This is a genomic window from Haladaptatus sp. DYF46, assembly GCF_021083305.1.
Taxonomy (GTDB): Archaea; Halobacteriota; Halobacteria; order Halobacteriales; family Haladaptataceae; genus Haladaptatus.
Genome location: NZ_JAJFAY010000003.1, coordinates 280,847 through 302,358 on the forward strand (window position 1 = coordinate 280,847; position 21,512 = coordinate 302,358).

General features: G+C 60.6%; 22 protein-coding genes. 7 read left to right on the plus strand and 15 right to left on the minus strand.

Annotated elements, in window-relative coordinates; all coding sequences use genetic code 11:
- Window positions 1-19: 19 nt before the first annotated feature.
- On the minus strand, window positions 20-1,021 hold the full coding sequence (locus LJF34_RS17330) for a tripartite tricarboxylate transporter substrate binding protein (RefSeq protein WP_231186556.1): 1,002 nt from the start codon (window positions 1,019-1,021) through the stop codon (window positions 20-22).
- 125 nt (window positions 1,022-1,146) lie between these two features.
- The gene (locus LJF34_RS17335; protein WP_231186557.1) at window positions 1,147-1,917 is read right to left on the minus strand and encodes an IclR family transcriptional regulator; all 771 of its coding nucleotides are present in this window, start codon (window positions 1,915-1,917) and stop codon (window positions 1,147-1,149) included.
- Between the two features lie 478 nt (window positions 1,918-2,395).
- Here LJF34_RS17335 and LJF34_RS17340 point away from each other — a divergent pair, with 478 nt between their 5' ends.
- Window positions 2,396-3,523, plus strand: a complete 1,128-nt coding sequence (locus tag LJF34_RS17340) for a GTP-binding protein (RefSeq protein WP_231186558.1) — start codon at window positions 2,396-2,398, stop codon at window positions 3,521-3,523.
- On the opposite strand, the gene LJF34_RS17345 is transcribed toward LJF34_RS17340, so the two are convergent.
- Window positions 3,524-3,670 carry a hypothetical protein gene (locus tag LJF34_RS17345; RefSeq protein WP_231186559.1) on the minus strand — a complete coding sequence of 49 codons (147 nt, stop codon included), beginning with the start codon at window positions 3,668-3,670 and terminating at the stop codon, window positions 3,524-3,526. It lies immediately after the preceding gene.
- A gap of 109 nt (window positions 3,671-3,779) precedes the next feature.
- Between LJF34_RS17345 and LJF34_RS17350 the strand changes: the two genes are divergently transcribed.
- Window positions 3,780-4,739, plus strand: a complete 960-nt coding sequence (locus LJF34_RS17350) for an acetamidase/formamidase family protein (RefSeq protein WP_231186560.1) — start codon at window positions 3,780-3,782, stop codon at window positions 4,737-4,739.
- A 21-nt stretch (window positions 4,740-4,760) separates the two neighbouring features.
- Here LJF34_RS17350 and LJF34_RS17355 read toward each other — a convergent pair whose 3' ends face one another.
- Complete coding sequence (locus LJF34_RS17355; protein ID WP_231186561.1) at window positions 4,761-6,524, minus strand: hypothetical protein; 1,764 nt, start codon at window positions 6,522-6,524, stop codon at window positions 4,761-4,763.
- A 127-nt stretch (window positions 6,525-6,651) separates the two neighbouring features.
- Between LJF34_RS17355 and LJF34_RS17360 the strand changes: the two genes are divergently transcribed.
- Complete coding sequence (locus tag LJF34_RS17360; RefSeq protein ID WP_231186562.1) at window positions 6,652-6,786, plus strand: transporter; 135 nt, start codon at window positions 6,652-6,654, stop codon at window positions 6,784-6,786.
- A gap of 18 nt (window positions 6,787-6,804) precedes the next feature.
- On the opposite strand, the gene LJF34_RS17365 is transcribed toward LJF34_RS17360, so the two are convergent.
- Complete coding sequence (locus LJF34_RS17365; RefSeq protein ID WP_231186563.1) at window positions 6,805-7,839, minus strand: LLM class flavin-dependent oxidoreductase; 1,035 nt, start codon at window positions 7,837-7,839, stop codon at window positions 6,805-6,807.
- Between the two features lie 63 nt (window positions 7,840-7,902).
- Window positions 7,903-8,295: a hypothetical protein gene (locus LJF34_RS17370; protein WP_231186564.1), complete on the minus strand. Its 393-nt coding sequence runs from the start codon at window positions 8,293-8,295 to the stop codon at window positions 7,903-7,905.
- A gap of 119 nt (window positions 8,296-8,414) precedes the next feature.
- On the opposite strand from LJF34_RS17370, the gene LJF34_RS17375 reads away from it, so the two are divergent.
- Window positions 8,415-8,825 (plus strand): hypothetical protein, encoded by a 411-nt coding sequence (locus LJF34_RS17375; protein WP_231186565.1) that lies wholly within the window; start codon window positions 8,415-8,417, stop codon window positions 8,823-8,825.
- 36 nt (window positions 8,826-8,861) lie between these two features.
- On the opposite strand, the gene LJF34_RS17380 is transcribed toward LJF34_RS17375, so the two are convergent.
- From LJF34_RS17380 to LJF34_RS17410, 7 genes are all read right to left on the minus strand, one after another.
- Entirely contained in the window at window positions 8,862-9,011 is a 150-nt protein-coding gene (locus LJF34_RS17380) for a hypothetical protein (protein WP_231186566.1), read from the minus strand.
- A 141-nt stretch (window positions 9,012-9,152) separates the two neighbouring features.
- A complete protein-coding gene (locus LJF34_RS17385; protein ID WP_231186567.1) occupies window positions 9,153-10,361 on the minus strand; it encodes a transposase in 1,209 nt (402 codons plus the stop codon).
- Window positions 10,362-10,394: 33 nt separating this feature from the next.
- Window positions 10,395-11,144, minus strand: a complete 750-nt coding sequence (locus tag LJF34_RS17390) for an alcohol dehydrogenase catalytic domain-containing protein (RefSeq protein WP_231186568.1) — start codon at window positions 11,142-11,144, stop codon at window positions 10,395-10,397.
- A gap of 234 nt (window positions 11,145-11,378) precedes the next feature.
- Window positions 11,379-13,511: an ABC transporter ATP-binding protein gene (locus LJF34_RS17395; protein WP_231186569.1), complete on the minus strand. Its 2,133-nt coding sequence runs from the start codon at window positions 13,509-13,511 to the stop codon at window positions 11,379-11,381.
- Complete coding sequence (locus LJF34_RS17400) at window positions 13,508-14,431, minus strand: ABC transporter permease (protein WP_231186570.1); 924 nt, start codon at window positions 14,429-14,431, stop codon at window positions 13,508-13,510. Before LJF34_RS17400 ends, LJF34_RS17395 begins: the two co-directional genes overlap by 4 nt.
- Window positions 14,431-15,390 (minus strand): ABC transporter permease, encoded by a 960-nt coding sequence (locus LJF34_RS17405; RefSeq protein WP_342765880.1) that lies wholly within the window; start codon window positions 15,388-15,390, stop codon window positions 14,431-14,433. Before LJF34_RS17405 ends, LJF34_RS17400 begins: the two co-directional genes overlap by 1 nt.
- A gap of 14 nt (window positions 15,391-15,404) precedes the next feature.
- Window positions 15,405-17,045 (minus strand): ABC transporter substrate-binding protein, encoded by a 1,641-nt coding sequence (locus LJF34_RS17410; protein WP_231186572.1) that lies wholly within the window; start codon window positions 17,043-17,045, stop codon window positions 15,405-15,407.
- A 156-nt stretch (window positions 17,046-17,201) separates the two neighbouring features.
- Between LJF34_RS17410 and LJF34_RS17415 the strand changes: the two genes are divergently transcribed.
- Together LJF34_RS17415 and LJF34_RS17420 are read left to right on the plus strand one after the other, a co-directional pair.
- Window positions 17,202-18,458 (plus strand): Zn-dependent hydrolase, encoded by a 1,257-nt coding sequence (locus tag LJF34_RS17415; RefSeq protein ID WP_231186573.1) that lies wholly within the window; start codon window positions 17,202-17,204, stop codon window positions 18,456-18,458.
- 526 nt (window positions 18,459-18,984) lie between these two features.
- Window positions 18,985-19,800, plus strand: a complete 816-nt coding sequence (locus LJF34_RS17420) for an IclR family transcriptional regulator (RefSeq protein WP_231186574.1) — start codon at window positions 18,985-18,987, stop codon at window positions 19,798-19,800.
- Between the two features lie 173 nt (window positions 19,801-19,973).
- Here the strand turns inward: LJF34_RS17420 and LJF34_RS17425 are convergent, their stop codons facing one another.
- Window positions 19,974-20,381: a metal-dependent transcriptional regulator gene (locus LJF34_RS17425; protein WP_231186575.1), complete on the minus strand. Its 408-nt coding sequence runs from the start codon at window positions 20,379-20,381 to the stop codon at window positions 19,974-19,976.
- Entirely contained in the window at window positions 20,378-20,584 is a 207-nt protein-coding gene (locus LJF34_RS17430) for a hypothetical protein (protein WP_231186576.1), read from the minus strand. Before LJF34_RS17430 ends, LJF34_RS17425 begins: the two co-directional genes overlap by 4 nt.
- A 157-nt stretch (window positions 20,585-20,741) precedes the next feature.
- On the opposite strand from LJF34_RS17430, the gene LJF34_RS17435 reads away from it, so the two are divergent.
- On the plus strand, window positions 20,742-21,359 hold the full coding sequence (locus LJF34_RS17435) for a class I SAM-dependent methyltransferase (RefSeq protein WP_231186577.1): 618 nt from the start codon (window positions 20,742-20,744) through the stop codon (window positions 21,357-21,359).
- The last annotated feature ends 153 nt before the right edge of the window (window positions 21,360-21,512 follow it).

Here is a 21,512-nt window from a genome sequence, read left to right on the forward strand (position 1 = left end):
TAAATACGGTGTGATGGGATTACTCGCTCGCGATTTTCTTGAGATCCACTTTCTCCGGAATCGTCTCGATGGAGCCGTTGAGGGCCTTCTTTGCCTTCTTGTGCCCCCCGAATTCGACGATGTTTCCGGTCTTGTCGGACCACTCCTGAACCGAGTCGTGTGTGAGAGCCGATTTGACGGCGTCCTCGAGCGTGTCCCGCTTTTCCGTGTCCGTTCCCTTCGGAAGGAACATACAACGGGTCAGCTGACCGATGTAGTCGATGCTCGGTAGTCCCTCGTCCGAAGGGGAAGGCGCGTCCTTGAACACGCTACTCCCCTCGCTCGAAAGGATGGCAATCGCTTCCAAGTCGCCGGAATCGACGGCGCTCATCGCGGCGGTGTCGGTCGTCGCGACGACCGGAACCTCGCCGGAGATGGCAGCTTTGATGGCCGGGCCGCCGCCGTCGTAGCCGATGTACTTCTCGTACTGTAAGTCGTATTCCGATTTCATCACATTCGCCGCGACGTGGACGATGCCACCGCGAGCGAGGCCCGCGAACTTCGAGAGGTCGCCGTTCTGGTACCGCTTCGTCAAATCCTTCACCCCTTCTATTTCGAGTTCGGGACGGGCGAAGATGGCGTACGGCGTCCGGGCGTACGTGGCCACCGGGACGAGGTTCGTTATGTCCCAACTCGGCTCGTGGACGAGGTAGGAGATCGGCGTCGATGGGGGGTTGAATCCACCAAACGTGTAACCGTCGGATTTCTCCCGAAGTATCTCGCCGGTCCCTTTCAACGACGCCGCGCCGGGGACGTTTTCGATGGCGACGCCGACGTCGAGTTCGTTGCCGATTTCGGGAACCACTTTTCGAGCGTACGTGTCGGTTCCACCGCCCTGACTGAACGGGACAATGTAGGACATGTCCTTGCTCGGGTACGAGCCACTGCCGCCGCTGCTCGTGCATCCCGCGATAAGTGAGCTACTCGCCGCCGCACCTGCCAGGAAGTTACGCCGTGTGATACGGTTCTTGTTACCAGTCATCAACAGGCACGGTCTTCTCGAACTAGTATTTAATAATTACGTTCCAACGACCCATCTATCAGCGAAACTTTAATTCGAGTATCGTAAAAGGAACGAGCAGGTGCAGTTCCCCGAAACGAGATGGGTTACTGATATTTGAGATCAAGCTCAATTTCGTTGGCGACGCCAAGGACAAGGTTGGGGACTTCTTCCTCGTACCAGTCGCCCGTGAGACGATGCGCCGGGCCGGAAAAGCTGATCGCACCGATCGGGTTCGACTCGTACGGCTGTATCGGCGCACCGACCGCCCGAAGCCCAGTAATGGATTCCTGTTCGCTCATCGCGTAGCCCGCTTCCCGAATCGACCGAAGTTCGTCGAACAGGTCGTCACGGGTCGTAACCGTGTGTTGAGTATACTCCGGCAACCCCCAGCGGTCGAGGATTTCGTGGACGCGTTCTTTCGGAAGGGTAGAGAGAATCGCCTTCCCAGCCGAACTCGCGTGGAGATGGATTTTCTTTCCGATGTGGGCATCGACGTGGACGGCGTTCTCGCCGATGGACGTGTGGATATAGTACCCACGACCGTTCTCCTCGACGATGAATTGAACGCGCTCACCGGTTCGTTCGGCCAAATCGTCCAGTTTACTGATTATAAAATCGTACTCGCGTTTTCGTTTTCGGGCGTGACCACCTTTGTTCAAAAACTCCAATCCGACGTGGTACTCGCCGTCCTCGACGGTGAGATAGCCGCGGTTTTCGAGCGTTTTCACGTAGCCGTGGACCGTACTCTGTGCGAGGTCGAATTCCCGAGCGAGTTCCTGAATGTCCGCACCGTCCGACCGCTGAATCGCGTCCACGATATCGACGGCAGTCTCGACGGTTTTCAGCGGACGACTCGGGGAGGAATCACCCACCATCGTCAGCGAATACCAAGGCGAGCTATTTACGTTTTGTGAATCAACTGATAAAGGCGTAAATCGGATTGAGACACGGATATTCGCCGAAATTTTTCGAATATCGTGGTGAAACGCTATTCACGATATGTGAGACAGCAGTATTTAGTTTTTCACGATATATACACGTATGGATTCCTATTATCGATATATCTCCACAGTACGTCTACATCCGTTCAGATATTGTTGGAACTTCGTTCGTGACGGTGGTACCCCCGTTACAAATCACGAACGAGAAAACCCGTATAATTCAAGACAATTTTTGTCATAATATACACCATACGTATTTATTCATATTGATTTTTATTAAATTAAATTATTTTTAGTTGCAATTAATCGCGCGCGGCATACACGATACGACTACTATAGCAAGCGTCCGACCGCATAATTATCAACAATCATACAATCAACTCCTATCACGCACCGACTCGAATGGTACATCATGGGGGATGAACGAACGCCGATAACGGTGGTAACGGGCTGTCTCGGGGCGGGGAAGACGACGCTCATAAATCACGTCCTCCGCGACCCGGGGAACCGACGGGTTGCGGTCGTCGTCAACGACGTGGGGGAGATGAACGTCGATACAGAGCTGATACAGGGTGAAAGCGACGACGTCATCGACCTCTCCAACGGCTGTATTTGTTGTCAGCTACAGGACGACCTCCGGACGACGCTTTCCCGACTCGAAGACCGCAGTTTCGACTGCCTCCTGATAGAAGCGTCGGGCGTGAGCGAACCTATTCCGCTCGCGAGGACACTGCTCGGAATGGACGGCGAAGCACCCGACCCGACCGAGGAATATCGATTGGACACCGTCGTCTCGGTCGTCGATGCGGTCGGATTCGCCAACGCGTTCGACACGGAAACGGGGCAGTTGAACGACCGGATGGCGAACGGGCAGCGCCCGCTGACCGACGTGCTGGTCGAAACCGTCGAGTTCTGTGACCTGCTGTTGCTGAACAAGTGTGATTCCATCTCCGATGACTCCCTCGACGAAGTCGCCGCCCTCGTTCGGGAACTGCAACCCACGGCCGAACTGGTTCGAACGGAGTACGCGGCGGTCCCGACCGACGAAGTACTCGAAACGGGTCGATTCGATTTCGACGATGCGCGACGGTCGCCGGGGTGGAAGCGCGCGTTAGCCGTCGGCGGAGACAGCCACGATCACGACCACGACCACGAACACCACGAAGGGCACGACCACGACTCCGAAGAGTCGGTCGCAGACCGCATCGAGACCGTGATCTACGAGCGAGAACGGCCGTTCCACCCGGAGCGGTTGAACGCGTGGCTGGACGATTGGGACGGAAACATCGCCAGAACCAAAGGCATCTGCTGGATAGCCGGGTGGGACGAAAACGCGATGGGGTTGAATCAGGCCGGTCCGTCGGTTCGGTGTGGTCCCCTCGGGGAGTGGTCGCCGGACGAGCGGGAAACCCGTCTCGTCCTCATCGGGACCGACATCGACGAAACGGGTGTGACGGCCGAACTCGACCGCTGTCTCGTCGAACCCGACGAAATGGAATCCGAGTGGGATGGGGCCGACGGACCGTTTCCGCGACGGTAACTACGCGAGCTGGTCGCGGAGGTCGTCCCACGATTCGTGGAATCCGTACTCGTCGTCACCGCCGGAACCGACGGCACGTTGATACACGTCATCGTACGTGAGGAGTTGGGTCCATCCCTCCTCACGGACGGAACAGTATTGACACATCGTTCGATAAAAGGCACTGAAACGGCATAACGGTTTGTGAGAGACCGCTTTCGAAGTATCGTGCACGAACGGTTTTATATCGCACCCGTATTTACCGAAGTGTACCTCGATGCCATCTATTCCCACACCCGACCACCACGTCCCCGCCCGAGACGAACACATCCACACGAGTTGGAGTCGTGATCACGACCCGATTCGAACCGTCGAGTCCGGGGCTGTACTGCGGTTCGACTGTCGCGACGCGACGAACGGCCGACTCGATGCGGATTCGACCGCCGAGGACGTGTCCGCGCTCGCGGGGTCGCTTCCGGGCCACGCTTTGACGGGTCCAATCGACGTCGAGGGAGCACGACCCGGCGACGTGCTCGCGGTGGACCTCCTCTCGTTCGACCACGAGGGAATCGGGTTCTCGTACTTTTACGGAGGGGACAGGGGTACCGGACTGCTTCCCGAGGAGTTCCCGGACCCCGGACTGCACGTCTGGGAGTTGGACGGCGACGTCGGACGCTTCGTGAACGGAATCGAAGTCCCGCTCGCGCCCTTCCCGGGCAATCTCGGCGTCGCCCCCGCCGAGGGTGGGGAACACAGCACGACACCCCCGCGTCGGGTCGGCGGCAACCTCGACGTGAAACACCTGACGGCGGGTTCGACGCTGTATCTCCCCGTCGAAGTGGAGGGCGCGCGGTTCAGCATCGGCGACTGCCACGGCGCACAGGGCGACGGCGAGGTGTGCGTCACGGGCATCGAAGCGCCGATGACGGTGACGGCGCGACTCCGACTCGTTTCGGGAATGGACATCGAACAACCGCAGTTCGAGACGGACGGGCCGTTTTCGGCGACCCACGGCGATCGGGTGTACGCAACGACCGGCATCAGCAACGACCTGATGGACGCCAGCAAGAGGGCGATTCGACACATGATAACACACCTTCACCGAAATCACGGATTGACGCGTTCGGAGGCGTATCTGCTGTGTTCGACCATCGTGGACCTGAAAATCAACGAAGTGGTGGACGCTCCGAACTGGGTCGTGTCGGCGTATCTGCCACAGTCGATTTTCCCCGAGTAAGCGGGTTTCGGTGCCGTCCTCCTACTCCTCGAACGACCGTCGAAGCGCGTCGTGGTCGATGTCGTTTCGGCGGACGTAGCTGTTTTCAGTAACGTCGTAAAGCGTCGACTCGTCGATGTCGAGGTCCTTCTCCTCGACGATTTCCTCGACTTTCGTCTCGTCGATTCGTTCGGTGACGACGGCCTCTCTACGGACGCCGTGCCGTTCGAGCGTCGAGAGGACCGTCTCGTCGTCCCTGAGCGATTTCCGGGTCCGACGATAGCCGCCGACGGACCCGAACGACCCCGCGACCTCCTCGCCGTCCCCGACGCGCGAGGAAAGAACGTCCCGGACATCGGTTCGCATGGTTTCCAACTGACTCCGGACGGCCGAGAAGAGCGCGTACATGTCCGCGAGGTCCGCCGTCGAATAGTCGTCGAAGTCGGGACTCCCCGTCCCGTCGAGAGTCGCCGCGAGGGTCCCGACCTCCGTGAGAATCGGTCGAACGTCCTCGGCGGCATCGGTCGTCGGTGATGCCGGTCGTCGGTCGTCCGAGGAACGAGTCCGTCTTTCGTCGTTCGGTTCCTCCCTTCGCTCGCGATTCCGTTCGTCCGCATCGTACCCGTCGAGCGAAATCGTTTCGCGCTCCATCTCCTCACCGCGGGCAGTGAACAGGTTCACGAGGGGTTCCGCTTCGTCCTCGCGCACCCGGGTTTCGTCGGTGGTTCCCGCGTAATAGACGCCGAGTTCGTCGCCTTCCCACTCGGCGGCGCGGTCGGTTCCGCCACAGAGGAGCGCGTCTATCCAACCGTCGACGCGTTCGACCGTCAGTTCGTACGCTTCCACGTCCGCACCGTATTCGGAATAGGGCGGGGAAATCGCTTGATGCACACAGCAGAGTTTGAGACATCGTTCGTCCGGGTTCGCGAGCGAAATCGTTCCGTCCGTCGTCGCCATATCGGGACGGTGGTCGATACCGTACAGAACGACGCCGCCGACGTTCACCGGCGTCGTCCCGAGGCGACGGGCGTGCGTCGTTTCGACCAGCGCGTCGAGGGCTTCGGTGTCCGTCGTCTCGTTTCGACCGGCGACGACGAAGAACGGAACGTCGTGCCGAGCGAGGCGGTCCAGTCGGTCGGCACAGGCGGTTTCGACGGCATCCGGGGGTGTAGCACTCGCGAACAGGTTTCCCGTGTGAACGACGGCATCGACGCCTTCGCCGAGCGCCACGTCTATCGCCGCGTCGAACCCCGCGAGTCCGTGAACTCCGTCCGCGTCTTCCGTGCCGCCCGGTTTGAGATACGAGTCGCTCACGTGGAGGACCGTCGTGGGAGTCCTCCGTTTCGAAGACGGGGAATCGGATGGGGTCGCTTCGTTGCGGTTTCCGTCGGAAGAGGATTCACTCTCGGAACGTCCGTCGATGGAGAGCAACGGTTTCAGTTTCGTTTCGGCGATGTGGCTCGCCAGCGCGTCCCGTTGCCGTTCGCCGAGTCGTTTCGTCTTCACGAGTTCGGCGAGCGCATGGGCGTCCGCGTCCGACATCTCGATTCCCTCCCGCGGTCGCGCCAAATCGTCGCCCGTTTCGACGGGACGGTCCGTCGCGGAGGGGAGCCACGCATCGCCGGTGTAAACGAGCGTCCGAAAGCAGTTCCACGGGACCGTATCGCCCTCGTCGTAGCCGAGTTCGTCGTGGAGAAGACCCTCTCCCGCGGGCGTCACGCCGAACTGATATCGACCGCTGTGAAACGACCCCGCTAGCTTCCATGCGCCGTCGGCGTCGCGGATGAGTTCCGGTGGTTTCGCCATCGTTCGATGTGGGATAGTTTACGTCTCTGCTGGTAATAAATCGTTCACACGGAAGGGCTGTCAGCGGCGAAACGAGGGCGGCGTTCCGCCACAATCCATAACGGGTGCCGGATGGTACGAAGATGGTATGGTTCGCCTCTCGACGATGGTCATGCTCGCAGGAATCGTCCTGTTGTTCGTTCCCATCCCGCCGATAGCGACGATTCTCGGCGTCATCACGCTCGTCATCGGTGCCGTACTCCGTCTCGTGACGGGAAAATAGGCAGTTCCCGGCCTCGATTCACCGAGGAGACAGGTCGGCGGCGTCCGCGAGGAGTTCGTGGGATCGGAGTTCGTCCTCGGAGTTCGCGAACTGGTTCTGAACGATGACCTCGTCGACGCCCGTCTGTGCGGTCATCTGCTCCAGCAGGTCCCGGACCGTCTCGGGACTGCCCGAAATCGCACGTGGCCACTCGCCCGGAACGACGGTGTCCGGCGTCGGGTCCGGAACGTGGCCGAGTTCGTCGATGGCCGCTTCGACCGAGTAAATGGGCGATTTGTCTATCCGTCCGCGGCGCAGTCGTTGCCGGGTTGCCTCGGAGACCGAGCGGAGTCTGGCGGCCTCCTCATCCGTCTCGGCACAGGTGACGTTCGCGGCGAGCATCCCGTGTGGTTCGTCCGGGCCAGCGCCGAACTCAGACTGTTGAAACCGCTCCCGGTACACTTCGAACGCGCGGACGGCAGGTTCGGGCCTGATGAACGCGGCGAAGCAGTACCGCAAGCCGAGTTCACCCGCGATTGCGGCGCTCGACGGACTGGACCCGAGGACCCAAATGTCCGGGATACCATCGCGTGACCGCGCCACCGACAGTTCGCTGAACCGGTGGTCGTCGTCGAACCCGTCGTAGAGGTGCGATGCGACCTCCTCGATCTTTTCGGCGTGGTCGTTCCGCTGACGGCGTTCGCTGCGGTCTTCCTGTAACGCGAAGTCCGAGACGGGGTTGCCGGTCGCTCGGCCGAGTCCGCAGTCGATTCGACCGGGCGCGAGGGCGTCGAGGACGCCGAACGTCTCGGCCACCTTATACGGACTGTAGTGGTTGAGCAAGACCGTTCCTGACCCGATACGGATGTCCGACGTTTGCGCGACGAGGTTTCCCATCAGCACTTCGGGGGTTGTGCTCGCCAACCGATCGGTGAAGTCGTGGTGTTCCGCCACCCAAAATCGGGAGTAGCCGAGTTCCTCGGCGTGTTGGGCGCGTTCGACCGCGTTCTCGAACGCTTCCGTTGCCGTTCCGCCCTCCGGAATCGGTGCGAGGTCGACGAGCGAGAGGTCCATACTCGTGGTTGCGAACCCGCACGCATAACGGTGACTACCGCGGAAGTTTCGAACGGGTTTCCGTCAGAAGCCGAGCAACCGACGGAGTCGGTCCAAGGGCCCGTCCGTCGTCCCCGACGTCCCGAGTTGGCGGGCGATTTCGTCGATTTCGTCGTCGGTGAACTGCGGGTCGCGGCGCGCATCCCGAATCCACTCATTCCACTCCTCGTCCGTGAGGGTTCCCCGCGAGTCGCTCTCCCACTGTTCGACCAGCGCGTCGCGGTCGGGAAACGGGATGTCCATTCCGCTGCCGCCCCAGTACAGCGGGGAGAGCGCGAACTCGTAGTCGTCCCCGTCCACGAACTGGAGTCGGTACGGGTAGCCGTTGTAGAGAATGGGTTCATCCTCGGATACCTCCTCTCCGTTCGGGAGTGTGAGCGTCCGTGTCATCGCGTTGGGTTCGGTTACGTGGTCCATCCTTTTCCGTGTTCTGTGCGCCGAGAGCGGTCCCTGTCAAAACGAGGGGAGAAAACGGGTAGGTTCGTTGAACATGCAGGCCGAATCCTTAGGCCCGTTCGACGGCAGTAGCCAATGGCATGTTTGGCATTGGCCCACTCAGCGTCGGGAAGAAGGCGGCAAAGTTCGGATACAAACGATACGGGATTCCGGGTGCCGTGATGGCCGGCGGCGCTGGAGCGGTCGGCTACGTCGCGGTGCGACGCGCGGTCAAAATGGCCGTCGAGCGGAAGGACGTCAGCGGTGCAATCGACGCGCAAACGATTCAGTCGGCGGTGAACGAGGAGGGTATCGGTGCCATCACGGAGCGAGAGACGCTCGAATCGGCCATCGACGAGGAGGAACTCGGGACGGACATCGACATCGAGGAAGTACAGTCCACGACAGAGGAGGAAGCGGACGAACTCGACGAAGCGGACGAGGACGTACTCGACGGAAGCGAGGGAGTGGACGACGCTTCCGACACGGACGGGGACAAATCCGATTCGTAGCCGTCTCGCAGGATCAACAGACTTGTTTTCGTTCGTTCAGTCCGACTTCACCGACACATCGTACGAATATTGACTCGCGGACACGGATTCGCCGAAATCGATGTCCACTTCGATTCGATACTCCTTCGACGTGTTCGCGGGGGCGATGACGTTCACCGATTTCTCGTACGTGCTTCCGCCGTCCACCTTCACCGTCGCGCTGAGTGTTCCCGAACGCGTCTCGTCCGAATCGTTCGATACGGTGGCGGTGATGACGACGTTTCCGAACCCCGTTACCCGTAAACTGCCTCGGGGTCACCCCCCGAGGCTTTCGCGTGGACTCCTGTTCTATGCCGTAGTGGCAGGGGGGACGTACTCTCCACTCACGTTCAACGTCCCGCGATTCAAGCGCACGTCTACAGGTGCGCCTCCGTCGGCTGCGTTTTGCCGCCGCCGGAGATACCGAAAGCCGATGTTCTTCGCTGCGTTGTAATCCGCGTGGTTTTGATACCCGCACTTCAAGCACTCGAAGTGCTCACCGTCGCGGTTATCCTCGTGCGTACACCCACAAGTCGAACAGCGTTGGGACGTGTGGTTCGGCGGAACTTGCACCGCTTCGATGCCGTGCTTTGCTGCCTTGTAATCGACGTATTGGAATAACCGTCGGAACGCCCACACGTGTTGCCATGTCGCCTGCGGGATGTTCTCGCGGATATGCGTTAGGTCCTCGAAGACGATGTGTGAACAGCCGTATTCGACGGCTTCTTCGATGAGTTCGTTCGCTACGCCATGCAAGTATATCTTGAAGCGCCCGTACTCCTTGCAACCGACGCCTTCGATGGCTTCGTGTGCCGCTCTTGTTCCGGTTTGTTGGAGCGAGCCACGACGCTTCTCGTACTCCCGACGCCAGTGGTTAAACTCATCAGCAGACCAGAACGTGCCGGTGGATGAAACCGCAATGTTGTTGACGCCCAAATCGACACCGAGGACTGTTCTGTGCTCGGTTTGGGGTTCAGGGTCATCGGCTTCGACCTTTCGCATCGAGGCATGAAGGTACCACTCGCTGTCCCGACGCTGTAAGTGCGCCATGCGGAACTCGTAGTCCTCGTCATCGAGGTACGTCCGTGGGTGCCGCTCGGGGTCGTCGGGAAGGATGTAGTCGCACTCAATACGCCCGTTGACGGTCGAAAGTGACACGTAGTCGCGGTGGAACGTTGCGCTTCGTTTATCGTAAACCGCACTATCGGCGGAGAAGTAGGGTTGTGACGTTCGTTCACCGCGCTTCAGCCTCGATACACCGCTCTTGACGGCTTCGACCGCCCGACGAATCCCCTTCTGAACGAGGTTCGCGGTAAGGTCGGTTTCGTCTCGGAGTTGGTCGTACAAGGCACGTTCTGCTTTGGCCTTCGAGGTAACGTGGTATCCGTCGTCTCCGTGCCAACACCATTCGCTCGCTGTGTTTGCACAGTGTTTGAATTGTTCGACTGTCTCGCGGAGGGAGGAATCGGCGTCGTGAGCCACGTCGAGCTTGATTACGGCGGTACGACGGTATTCCACGACGATTCACATATCGTGTCTCGGTTACTTATATTATGGGAGTGGGCCTGCCGATGTGTGTGGTTTGTGTCGTGTACCGACACGCTTCCTCCCCGAGGTCAAGCCTCGGGGCATCCGCGCTGTGCTTTCGGTGAAATCGACCACCTCGTCGGCACCGTAGAACTCGGCGAGTTCCTGCCGTTCGGGGACGCTTTCGACGGCGATTATCGTCCCCGCACCGCGAAGCGACGCTCCCTTGGTCGCCATCAGTCCGACCGGCCCCTGTGCGAAAACCGCGACCGTTCCCCCGATGGGAATACCGGCACGTTCGGCGGCGCTGAAGCCGGTACTCATCATGTCCGTCACGTACACGGCGGCCTCGTCGCTGACGCCCGGCGGGATGTGGGCCATGTTCGCGTCCGCGTCGTTCACGTGGAAGTACTCGGCGAACACGCCGTCCTTGACGTTCGCGAACTTCCACCCGCCGAGCGCTTCGTTCGACTGCGACGGATGTCCGTCTTGGGCGGCCAGCGACCCCCAATCCGGGGTTATCGCCCCGACGGCGACGCGGTCTCCGGGTTCGAACGCCTCGACGCCGTCCCCGACCGATTCGACGACGCCGACCGCCTCGTGGCCGAGCGTGATGTCCTCGCGTTCGCCGATGGCCCCGCCGACGGTGTGAACGTCGGAGGTACACACCAACGCCTTCGTCGGCCGAACGATGTCGTCGTTCGGTCCCGCTTTCGGTCGGTCCTTTTCGACAAAGCCGGTCTCCCCGATGGAGCGCATACAGTATGCTTGCACGTTACTCCCCCGACCACCGTACCACACCCACTCACTTCAATCGAATTCCCGAACCGTTCGTCGGTGTCGGATTTTCTACGCCCGATTGGAGGAAACAGTATTTAAGTCAATGAAGTGATTCTCGCGACAATAATAGAGATTTGGGGAGGAAACCACATCGGCGAGCGTTCGGTGGGCGAAACGATACACTCGCCGGGAGAGTACCGCTCGAAAAACGCCGACGGATTCGGCTGATCAGTCGTCGGACGTAGTTTCGGCCGTCTCGGCGAAAGACCGGCGTTCGCTCATCTCCTCGACGGAGAGGTGACAGGATATCTGATGGTCACTGCCACCCTCCTTTTCCTCCAGTTCCGGTTCGGTCCGCTCGCAGATGTCGCCGATTTTCTTCGGACATCGGGTCTGGAACGGACAACCGGACGGCGGGTTGATCGGACTCGGAACGCTCCCTTCGAGCAGGATGCGGTCGGTCTTCTTCCCCGGATTGGCGTGCGGAACCGCCGACAGGAGACTCTCCGTGTAGGGGTGGAACGGGGCCGAGAACACCTGTCGGACCGTCCCGAACTCGGCGATTTTGCCGAGATACATCACCGCGATGCGGTCACAGATATGTCTGACGACGCCGATATTATGCGAAATGAACAGGTACGAGAGACCGTACTCCGCCTGAATCTCGTTGAGCAGGTTCAGGATTTGGGCCTGCACGGACACGTCGAGCGCAGACACCGGTTCGTCACAGACGATGAGTTTCGGTTCCACGGCCAGCGCGTGCGCGATGGCGATGCGCTGTTGTTGCCCGCCCGAGAACTGGTGGGGATACTTGTGGAGCGCGTCCGGCGAGAGGCCGACGCGCGTCAGCAACTCGCGGGTTCGCTCCCGCTTCTCCTCGCCGGTCGCGATGCCGTGTTTCTCCATCGCGCGACCGATGATCTGACCCACGGTCTTTCGCGGATTGAGCGAACTATGTGGGTCCTGGAATATCATTTGCATCTCGCGGCGGAGGCTCCGCACCTCCGACCCGCTCATCTCGTGAATCGGCTGTCCCTCGAAGTACACCTCGCCGTCGGTCGGTTCGAGGAGTTTCAGCGCGGTGCGCGCGACGGTCGATTTACCACACCCGCTCTCGCCGACGAGGCCGACCGTCTCGCCCTCGTAAATCTCGAAGTCGATACCGTCGACCGCCTTGACGGCCCGACGTTCGAACGTCGGGAGGCCGCCGTCCGAGCGCGTGAGCGTGAGGTCGCCGAGGAACCCGTCGCCGGCCGGGAAGTGCTTTTTCAGGTTTTTCACCGCGAACAGCGGTTCGCCGGTGCGGTCGATGCGTTTCCGCTCGCCGCTCGACTCCGTTGGCGTATACCCCTGACTGAGGTCGATTTCGTCCGTACGGATACATGCCGCACGCGACGTCGTCCCCGCAGCCGGTTCGAGAGGGGGATTGCCCTCGGCTCGGCATGCCTCGGTCGCGTACTCACACCGTGGCGCGAAGTTACACCCGCTGGGCAGGTCGGTGAGGTCCGGCATCGACCCGGCCAGCGTCGGCAGTTCGTCGTACTCCACGTCCGTCTGCGGAATCGAGTCGATGAGGCCGCGCGTGTACGGATGCCGCGGTTTCCGAAACAGTTCGTCGAGTTCCGCGGTCTCGACGAGGTTTCCGGCGTACATCACGCCGACGTGGTCGCAGGTCTGGGCGACGACGCCGAGGTTGTGCGTTATCATCAGGATGGCCATCCCTTTCTCCTCCTGTAATTCGTTCAGGAGGTCGAGGATTTTCGCCTGCGTCGTCACGTCGAGCGCCGTCGTCGGTTCGTCGGCGATTATCAGGTCCGGCTTGCACGAGAGACCGATAGCGATGAGAACCCGCTGGCGCATCCCGCCCGAGAACTCGTGCGGGTAGTCGCCGAAGCGCTCGGCCGCGTCCGGGATTTCCACGTCGCGCATGACCTCGATGGCCTGTTCGCGTGCCGACTCGCGGTCGCCGCCTTGGTGGTGCAGAATCGTCTCGACGATCTGTTCGCCGACCGTGAGGACCGGGTTCAGCGACGACATCGGGTCCTGCGGGATGAGCGCGATCTTGTTCCCGCGAACCGAGCGCATCTCCGCCTCGGAAAGTCCCAACAGGTCCACGCCGTCGAAGACGACTTCGCCGCCGGTGATTTCGCCGGGACTATCGACGAGTTGGAGCAGCGAGCGCGCGGTGACGCTCTTTCCGGCCCCGCTTTCGCCGACCAATCCCATTGTCTCGCCCGTATCGAGGGCGAACGATACGTCGTTGGCGGCGACGACCGTCCCGTCCTCCGTTACGAACTCCGTCCGGAGGTCTCGAACGTCGAGGAGGGGGGCGGACCCGCCGTCTGCGTCGTTTCCGTTCATTCTATCGAATCCACTTTGGGGTCGAGCACGTCTCTGAGGCCGTCGCCGAGCAGGTTGAACCCGATGACGGTGACTGCGATGGCGATTCCGGGGAAGATGATGATCCACGGCGCGGTTTGCATGAAGCCGCTCCCGTTGTTTATCATCAGACCCCACGACGGCGTCGGCGGTTGCGCGCCGAGGCCGAGGAACGACAGACTCGCCTCCGCGAGCATCGCGAAGGCGATGTTCAGCGACCCCTGCACGAGGAGCGGGGCAGAACAGTTCGGCAGCACCTCGCTGAAGATGATGCGTGAGTTGCTCTCGCCGCGGGCGATGGCCGACTCCACGTACGCCTCGTTCCGCTCTGAGAGCGTCGCACTGCGGGCGACGCGAGCGATGTACGGCGTGTAGACGAACGCCAGCGCGATGATGACGTTCGTGAGTTCGGGACCGAGGACGACCATCAACGTCAACGCGAGGAGGATGGGCGGGAAGGACATCGCGGCGTCCATGAACCGCATCAGCAGTTCGTCGATGATGCCGCCGTAGTAGCCGGACACCAGTCCGATTATGGTCCCGACGAGGAGCGCGCCGGTGATGGCACCGAACCCGACTTTCAGCGAAATCCGACTACCCATCACAACGCGACTGAAGATGTCACGGCCGAGATTGTCGGTTCCGAACAGATGCGCGAGCGACGGCGGTTGCGTCCGTGCCGCGATGTTCGTCTCCGCGACCGAATACGGTGCCAAGGAGAACGGTTGGACCGTAATTCCCTCAATGACGATGGGCCGCGAGAAAATCGCGACCACGATGAGCGACAACACGATGACGAGTCCGATCATCGCCTTGGTGTTGCTCCTGAACTGCCGCGTGAACCGCTGGAAGCGTTCTATCCGCGCGGACGTGGTCGTCGAGTTCGACGTCGAAGTCGCCATCACTCGTCACCTCCGTAGCGAATCCGCGGATCGAAGTAGCCGTAGAGGATGTCGGCCGCGAGGTTCGAGAGCATGTACATCAGCGCGACGACGACGATACAGCCCTGCAACAGGGGAATGTCGCGGCTCTGAATGGCGGTCAGCGTCAACCTGCCGATGCCCGGCCAGAAGAACACCTGCTCCAGCACGACGACGCCGCCGAACGCGTAGCTGAACTGGAACGCGATGACCGTGATGACGGGAATGATGGCGTTCCTGAGCGCGTGCTTGAGGACGATGACGCGCTGGGTCATCCCCTTCGAGCGCGCCAGTTTGATGTACTCCTCGGACATGACTTCGAGCATCGACGACCGGGTCATCCGCATGATGTAGGCGGTGAGGGCGAACCCCATCGCCGACGCCGGGAGGACGAGGTGGGTCAATGTTCCCACGGGGTCCTCGCTCGGCGGAACGTAGCCGCCCGTCGGGAAGATGTTCAGCCACACGGCGAAGACGAGGATGAACACGAGACCCCACAGGAAGATGGGGATGGAGACGCCGATGAATCCGAACATCGACGCGAACAGGTCCGGCATCTCGTTCTGCTTCACCGCTGCGATGACGCCGAGCGGGAGCGCCAAGAAGACCGCGATGAGCGTCGCCGCTCCGGCGAGGAGAAGCGATTTCGGGAGCTTCTCCATGATGAGCGTCACGACCGGGTCGCCGAACCGGAGCGAGGTTCCCATGTCCCCCTGTACGAGCCCGAACACCCAGTCGATGTACTGGACGTACAGCGGCTTGTCGAGTCCCATCTGCGCTTGGAGCGCCTGGATCGACTTGTCGGTCGCGTTCGGTCCGAGAATGAGCAACGCGACGTCCCCGGGGAGGATGGTCGTCACTATGAACGTTATCAGCGTCACGAACAGGAGGGTTAGCACCATGAACCCCAACCGCCTCAGTAGATAGTTAGACATTGACATGGTGGGTCTCCGAATTACTCGTCGAGCCAGTTGTCGTTGAACCGGAGCGTCGAACCGTCGGGCGTACCGATTTTACCCTTGTAGTCCGTCGAACCGGCGTACAGGTTCGCCTGCCACCAGAGCAGGAGGTGACCCGCGCGTTCCTCGTGGAGGATTTCGGTCGCCTTGTGGTAGAGGTCGGCGCGCTTGTCCTCGTCGTACATGTGGCGGGCCTCCTCGACGAGTCCGTTGTACTCGTCGTTCTCCCATCCGGTGAAGAAGAACGCACCGTCCGGGTGGAGGAACTTGTAGAACGACACGTCGGGGTAGGTCAGCGCGAGGTACGAACTGGTCGTCGCCTCGAAGTTCTGCTTGGTGTAGACGTCCGACAGCCACGTACTCCACGTGATCTTCTGGATGTTGAGGTTGATGCCGACCTCGGACGCTTGGTCGGAGATGACTTTCGCCCCCTGCACCTGCGTCGGGTAGGATTGGGGAATCTTGAACGAAACCGAGAATCCGTCCGGCATTCCCGCCTTCTTCAGGTGTTCTTTGGCCTTGTCGAGGTCACGCGGGCGGGGTTTGACGTCGGGGTTCACCCATTTGCTGCCGGGCGCGGCGGGCGTCGCCGTCGTCTTGCCGGTACCGTAGAGCGCCGCTTCGCTGATCTTCTCCTTGTCGAGCGCGTAATCGAGCGCGAGACGGGCGTCCTTGTTGTCGAAGGGTTTCTTGTTGCAGTTCAGGCCGAGGTAGACGAGCGCCTTCGGGAACTGTTTCTCGAAGCGGACCGACGAATCGTTTTTGAGCGATTCGACGTCCTTCGGCGGGACGCCGTTGACGAAATCGTACTCGCCGGCGCGGAACGACTGCAATCGAACGTTCGGGTCGGTTATCTCGCTCTTGACGATCTTGTCGAGGAAGGGACCGTTCTCGTCGCTGGCGTCCCAGTAATCGTCGAACTTCGTCATCGTGAACGACGTCTCGACCTCGTGGCTCTCGAACTGGTATGGCCCCGTCCCGATGGGTTCGTTGATCTTCTTCTGTTTCGCCTGTTCCTCCGGAACGATGTGCATCTCCCCGGTCGACATCCGCGAGAGGAACGGCGCGAACGGTTCCGACAACTGAACGACGAAGGTCTGGTCGTCGGGGTTGTCCATCGAATCGACGAAATCGAAGAAGCCGGTGGCGAGGTACTCGCCGTTTGCGATCCGCTCGTAGGTCGCGAGAACGTCTTTGGACGTCATCTCGCTGCCGTCGTGGAACGTCACGCCTTTCTGGAGCGTGAACTCCAGTTTCGTGTTGTCCTCGGAGGTCGACCAGTCCTTCGCGAGATGCGGCTTCAGCGAGTAGTCGGGGGCCAATCGAATGAGCGGCTCGGTGATATTTTCGAGCACGCGGTTGGTCGCGGCGGCGCTTTCGAGGTGCGGGTCGAGTCCCTGCACGGGAACGGCACCGCCCCACTGGAGCGTTCCGCCCATCTTCGCGTTTCCATCCCCGTTTCCGTCGCCGCTCCCGTCACCGTTGCCGTCGCCGGAGTCGCCTCCGCCGAGACAACCGGCGAGCGCAACCGGAACGCTGGCGGCCGTCGTGGCGAGAAACGCCCGACGGTCGACGCGTCCGTGACCGCCCGTGTCGCTATTTTTTTCAATATTGCGGCTATTGCTATCGCTTGGCATAGAATAGCGCACACAACCACCAGTGATAAAGATTATGAAAACTGCAACGATATGGTTGGATGAGTGAAATGAAACGCGGATAGCCGAAAGTGTAAATCCGATGTACGGTTGGGAAACAGTCAAATAGGCGGGTGGGCCACGTTGCGGTTGGTACGCATGCAGGTACGTGAGCAACGGCTACGACGAGACATCGAGGCCAACGCGGCGTTCGGGTCTGTCGCGGTCGAAAACGGTTACGGTCGGACCGTCCTAACCGGAACGGAGGCAGACAGGAACGCACGAGAGTATTTTTGCGAGCGACTGCGGGACGCGGATCTCGACGTTCGCGTGGACCGAGTGGGGAACATCGTCGGCCGATGGACACCCGAAAGCGCGAACCCTGACGCGGCCGCAGTCGCCGCCGGGAGCCACCTCGACTCCGTGCCCGAGGGAGGCATCTTCGACGGGCCACTAGGCGTGTACGCCGCGTTAGAGGCGGTCCGAGCGATGCAGGACGCGGGCATCGAACCGGCCCGTCCGGTCGACGTCGTCTGTTTCACCGAGGAGGAAGGCCAGCGGTTCGACGGCGGGTTGCTCGGTTCCGCCGTCGCCGCCGGGGAAATGAGCCTCGAAACGGCGCTCGCGCTCGAAGACGACTCAGGCGTGACGCTCGAAGCCGCCCTCCGCGACATCGGTTTCCTCGGCGACGGGCAAGTCGCCGCCGACGAGTGGCACGCGTGGCTGGAACTCCACATCGAACAGAGCGAACGTCTCGAAGACGCAGCGGTCCCGGCCGGAATCGTGACGACGATAACGGGACTTTCCCGGTGTGCTATCGAAATCGCCGGCGAAGCCAACCACGCGGGGTCCACGCTGATGGGCGACCGGTCGGATGCCCTCGCCGGTGCGAGCGAGTTCGTTCTCGACGTCGAATCCGCCGCAAACGAGCGCGTCGAAACCGAATCGAACACGGCCGTCGCCACCGTCGGCAAACTCGACGTGCGACCGGGTGCACCGAACGTCATTCCCGGACGGGCCGAGATGAGCCTCGATATCCGCGACATAGAGCAGGACTCCATCGAGTACGTCGTGGAGCGAGCGAAGCGGAGCCTCGACCGCATCGAAACCGAACGCGACGTGACGACCGAGTTCGAACGGCCGTGGAATCGCCACCCCGTACCGATGAGCGAGCGCTGTCGCGCCGCGCTGGAAGCCGCCGGGGAGGCCGCGAACATCGAAACGCTGTCCCTCCACTCCGGTGCCGCCCACGACACGATGCACGTCGCGAACGTCACCGACGCTGGCTTGCTCTTTGCCCCGTCACGGGACGGGATTTCCCACAATCCGTTGGAGTGGACCGAGTGGGAGGACTGTGCCGAATCGACGCGCGTCCTCGCCGGTGCGGTAGCGCGGCTCGCCGGTTCCGACGAGTAGCCCGTTCGCAGACGGACAAATCGGACTCGTTTCGGTCGAAATACCGATGGATGAAGGGGTTTCAGCCGGTATCAGTCCAGCCATTTGAGTGAACACCAACGCAGGAAACTGGCCATCAGACCGTTTATTTCACGACTAGCCGCCGATTTTCGACTGGAAATGGTCCATCTCATGTTCGGTTCGCGGATTGCACCGATGGAGAACGAGAACGATATCCACCACCACACGCACGACCCTTGAGACCCCATAATTCGTGCCCCTACGATTATATGACAGGAACGTCGTAGAAAACAATCCGACAATGCACTAAATGTCCACAAACTGTTTGCACGTATTTTGAACGCACACCGTCGGCCAGACGAATCTAATTCTTCCGAAATCGGCCGGTTACGGCGGATTTGAGAACCTATCAATGTATGAAACAGAAATGCCGTCGTAGGAAGCACCCACTGCTATCGATTTTAGATTTCGGAAACGTTTGCACCATATACAAACGTTTTTACGACTATGATTGGTATCGTGTGTCATGACAAATCCGACCGAAACCGGCTCGTCGCGTACCCTGAAAACGGTAACGCGAGCGTTCGACGTGATTCAGGCGTTGGAGGAGTTCGACGGCGCGCGCGTCACCGAACTCGCCGACCATCTCGATATGTCGAAAAGCGCCGTCTACAATCACCTCACGACGCTGCGGGAGAACAAGTTCGTCGTCCAAGAGGGAAACACGTACTCGCTGTCGTTGCAGTTCCTCCTCCTCGGCGAGTACGTTCGCAACCAGAACAAACTGTACAGCATCGGCAAACCGGAAATAGAGAGTTTGGCCGACGAGACGGGGGAGTACGCCCACCTGGCCACCGAACAACACGGCCTCAGCGTGAACCTCTACAAAGTCCGGGGCGACAAAGCGGTCGGCAGCAACTACCAGACGACCAAGCTACAGAAGCCGGATTACCTGCACTTCTCGGCGACCGGAAAGTCGATTCTCGCATCGCTTCCGTCCGACAGAGTAGACGCCATCGTCGACCGCTACGGATTGGTTCGCAAGACGGAGAACACGATTACCGACCGTGAGGAGTTGCTGTCTGCACTCGAAGAAATCCGGGAGCGCGGATACGCGTACAACGACGAGGAGGAGATCGAGGGACTCAAGGCCATCGGCGCGCCGGTACTGGACAGAAGCGGCAGCGTCCTCGGTTCGGTGAGCGTGTCCGGGCCGACCAACCGGATGAACGAGACGGAGTATCACGACATGATAGTCGAGAAGGTGACGAACGCGGCGAACGTCATCGAGGTGAACATCAACATGGCGGAGCGGGAGGGAGATCACCCGAAGTTCATCTGACGGCCGTACGCTCCGTTTTCCGTCGGGTGAGAAGTATCGACGATCGGTCCTCGACAGATACCATTACATGAGTAAGATTGTAATGGCGACCGAATCGGCGAAAGGAAGGGTTCGATAGAAGCGTCATGAGTGATAAACTGTATTTCGCTATAGTAACTGCACGGTAGCACGTGTTACGACTCGTCCTCCGTGGTGGACGGAGATTGGGACGGGGATTCGAATTCCGTTTCGCAAGGGAGCGTCGCCGCGAGCCGTTCGGCGACGGTCGGACTCAAGAACCCCGCCAGTTCCATCGCTTCCTCTTCGTGCGCATCAAGGTCCAAGACCTCCCTGAAGAACCACGAGACGGTTACGTAGGATTCGTGAAGCGTCGCGGCCCGTTCGCGTCCCGTCTCGGTCAGTGTCGCACCCTCGTACGGTTCGTAGGAGATGAGCCCCTCGTCGTCGAGCCGTTGGAACATCCCGGTGATCGACGCGGGCGATTTATCCAGCAGTTCGGCGACGGCACCCGGTGAAATCGGTGGGTCCTCCCGGTGTGCGAGGATGTACAAGGCCAACAGATACTGCGTAGTCCCTTTCATCGTTCGTCGAGTGACATCAGTCGGAAGTTTTCAATGCGAGGATTCCGGAGGACCGACTCCCCTGAATCCACGGGTATGTACAACCGGGGCCGAAGGACGGTAGCCGTCGAGAGGTCGGACAAACCACCGCCATCGACGACTGCTCCCCCGTACTCGGCGCAGTCGTCCGTCCGTATCTCGTGGACCGTAGCATCCGCCACCATGGCTTTAGGATGGCCTAAAACCACATAATCGCTTCCATTCTTAGGCCAACCTAAATACGTGGGGGACGGCACGGGGTTTTACCGGAATCGAACCTGCCGGCGTCGTCACACGGCACGTGGAGTGAGGCTTAACTTCCCGGCCGCGAGACCGATACCTATGGACCCCGACGACAACCGTCGCGACTGGGCGGAGCGCACGGGTGATTTTTCGCCCGCGTACTACGCCGAAATCGGCCCGAACGAGGTCAGCAACACCCTCGCTAGCGTGTTCGACTATTACGTTCCCGAGAAAGCCGCGATTCTCGAAGTCGGTTGCAGTTCCGGTCGCCACCTCGCCCACCTCCTCGACGACGGATACACGAACCTCACCGGAATCGACATCAACGACGAGTCGTTCGACGTGATGGCCGAGCGGCATCCGAAACTCGCCGCGACGGGGACGTTCCGAACCGGCGCGATCGAGGACGTCCTCCCCGAATTCCCCGACGATACGTTCGACGTGGTGTACTCGGTGGAGACGCTCCAACACATCCACCCCGACAACGAATGGGTGTTCGAGGAGATATGCCGCGTCGCGTCCGACCTCGTGATAACCGGGGAGAACGAGGGAAACAGTCCACGACGGGGCCGAGGGGACGAGAAAGTGAGCTACGTTCACGACGACTTTCCGCTGTACTACCGGAACTGGAAACGTGTGTTTTCCGACCTCGGCCTCGCCCAACTCGTCTGCGAACCGAGCAAGCGCGACACGGTTCGCGTGTTTCGCGTGCTTTGAGACCGACGGAGTCGGATTCTCTCGACTCGGATGCGGAGAAGAATGGTCGGACGGGAGCCGTGTGTGAGTCGAGAAAACGGGAGGCAAGGACGGTACGACGTTACAGGACTACGCGCGTGACGGTCGGCAAACATGGGAGTCAATATAAACGAA

Bases quoted from the DNA above. Each gene is read 5' to 3' on its own strand.
- LJF34_RS17350 (WP_231186560.1), top strand. From the start codon at position 3,780: ATGCCATCTATTCCCACACCCGACCACCACGTCCCCGCCCGAGACGAA.
- LJF34_RS17430 (WP_231186576.1), bottom strand. From the start codon at position 20,584: ATGGTGGCGGATGCTACGGTCCACGAGATACGGACGGACGACTGCGCC.
- LJF34_RS17415 (WP_231186573.1), top strand. From the start codon at position 17,202: ATGCAGGTACGTGAGCAACGGCTACGACGAGACATCGAGGCCAACGCG.
- LJF34_RS17345 (WP_231186559.1), bottom strand. From the start codon at position 3,670: ATGTGTCAATACTGTTCCGTCCGTGAGGAGGGATGGACCCAACTCCTC.
- LJF34_RS17405 (WP_342765880.1), bottom strand. From the start codon at position 15,390: ATGTCAATGTCTAACTATCTACTGAGGCGGTTGGGGTTCATGGTGCTA.
- LJF34_RS17435 (WP_231186577.1), top strand. From the start codon at position 20,742: ATGGACCCCGACGACAACCGTCGCGACTGGGCGGAGCGCACGGGTGAT.
- LJF34_RS17360 (WP_231186562.1), top strand. From the start codon at position 6,652: ATGGTTCGCCTCTCGACGATGGTCATGCTCGCAGGAATCGTCCTGTTG.
- LJF34_RS17400 (WP_231186570.1), bottom strand. From the start codon at position 14,431: ATGGCGACTTCGACGTCGAACTCGACGACCACGTCCGCGCGGATAGAA.
- LJF34_RS17425 (WP_231186575.1), bottom strand. From the start codon at position 20,381: ATGAAAGGGACTACGCAGTATCTGTTGGCCTTGTACATCCTCGCACAC.
- LJF34_RS17395 (WP_231186569.1), bottom strand. From the start codon at position 13,511: ATGAACGGAAACGACGCAGACGGCGGGTCCGCCCCCCTCCTCGACGTT.
- LJF34_RS17375 (WP_231186565.1), top strand. From the start codon at position 8,415: ATGTTTGGCATTGGCCCACTCAGCGTCGGGAAGAAGGCGGCAAAGTTC.
- LJF34_RS17355 (WP_231186561.1), bottom strand. From the start codon at position 6,524: ATGGCGAAACCACCGGAACTCATCCGCGACGCCGACGGCGCATGGAAG.
- LJF34_RS17365 (WP_231186563.1), bottom strand. From the start codon at position 7,839: ATGGACCTCTCGCTCGTCGACCTCGCACCGATTCCGGAGGGCGGAACG.
- LJF34_RS17410 (WP_231186572.1), bottom strand. From the start codon at position 17,045: ATGCCAAGCGATAGCAATAGCCGCAATATTGAAAAAAATAGCGACACG.
- LJF34_RS17335 (WP_231186557.1), bottom strand. From the start codon at position 1,917: ATGGTGGGTGATTCCTCCCCGAGTCGTCCGCTGAAAACCGTCGAGACT.
- LJF34_RS17330 (WP_231186556.1), bottom strand. From the start codon at position 1,021: ATGACTGGTAACAAGAACCGTATCACACGGCGTAACTTCCTGGCAGGT.
- LJF34_RS17370 (WP_231186564.1), bottom strand. From the start codon at position 8,295: ATGGACCACGTAACCGAACCCAACGCGATGACACGGACGCTCACACTC.
- LJF34_RS17340 (WP_231186558.1), top strand. From the start codon at position 2,396: ATGGGGGATGAACGAACGCCGATAACGGTGGTAACGGGCTGTCTCGGG.
- LJF34_RS17420 (WP_231186574.1), top strand. From the start codon at position 18,985: ATGACAAATCCGACCGAAACCGGCTCGTCGCGTACCCTGAAAACGGTA.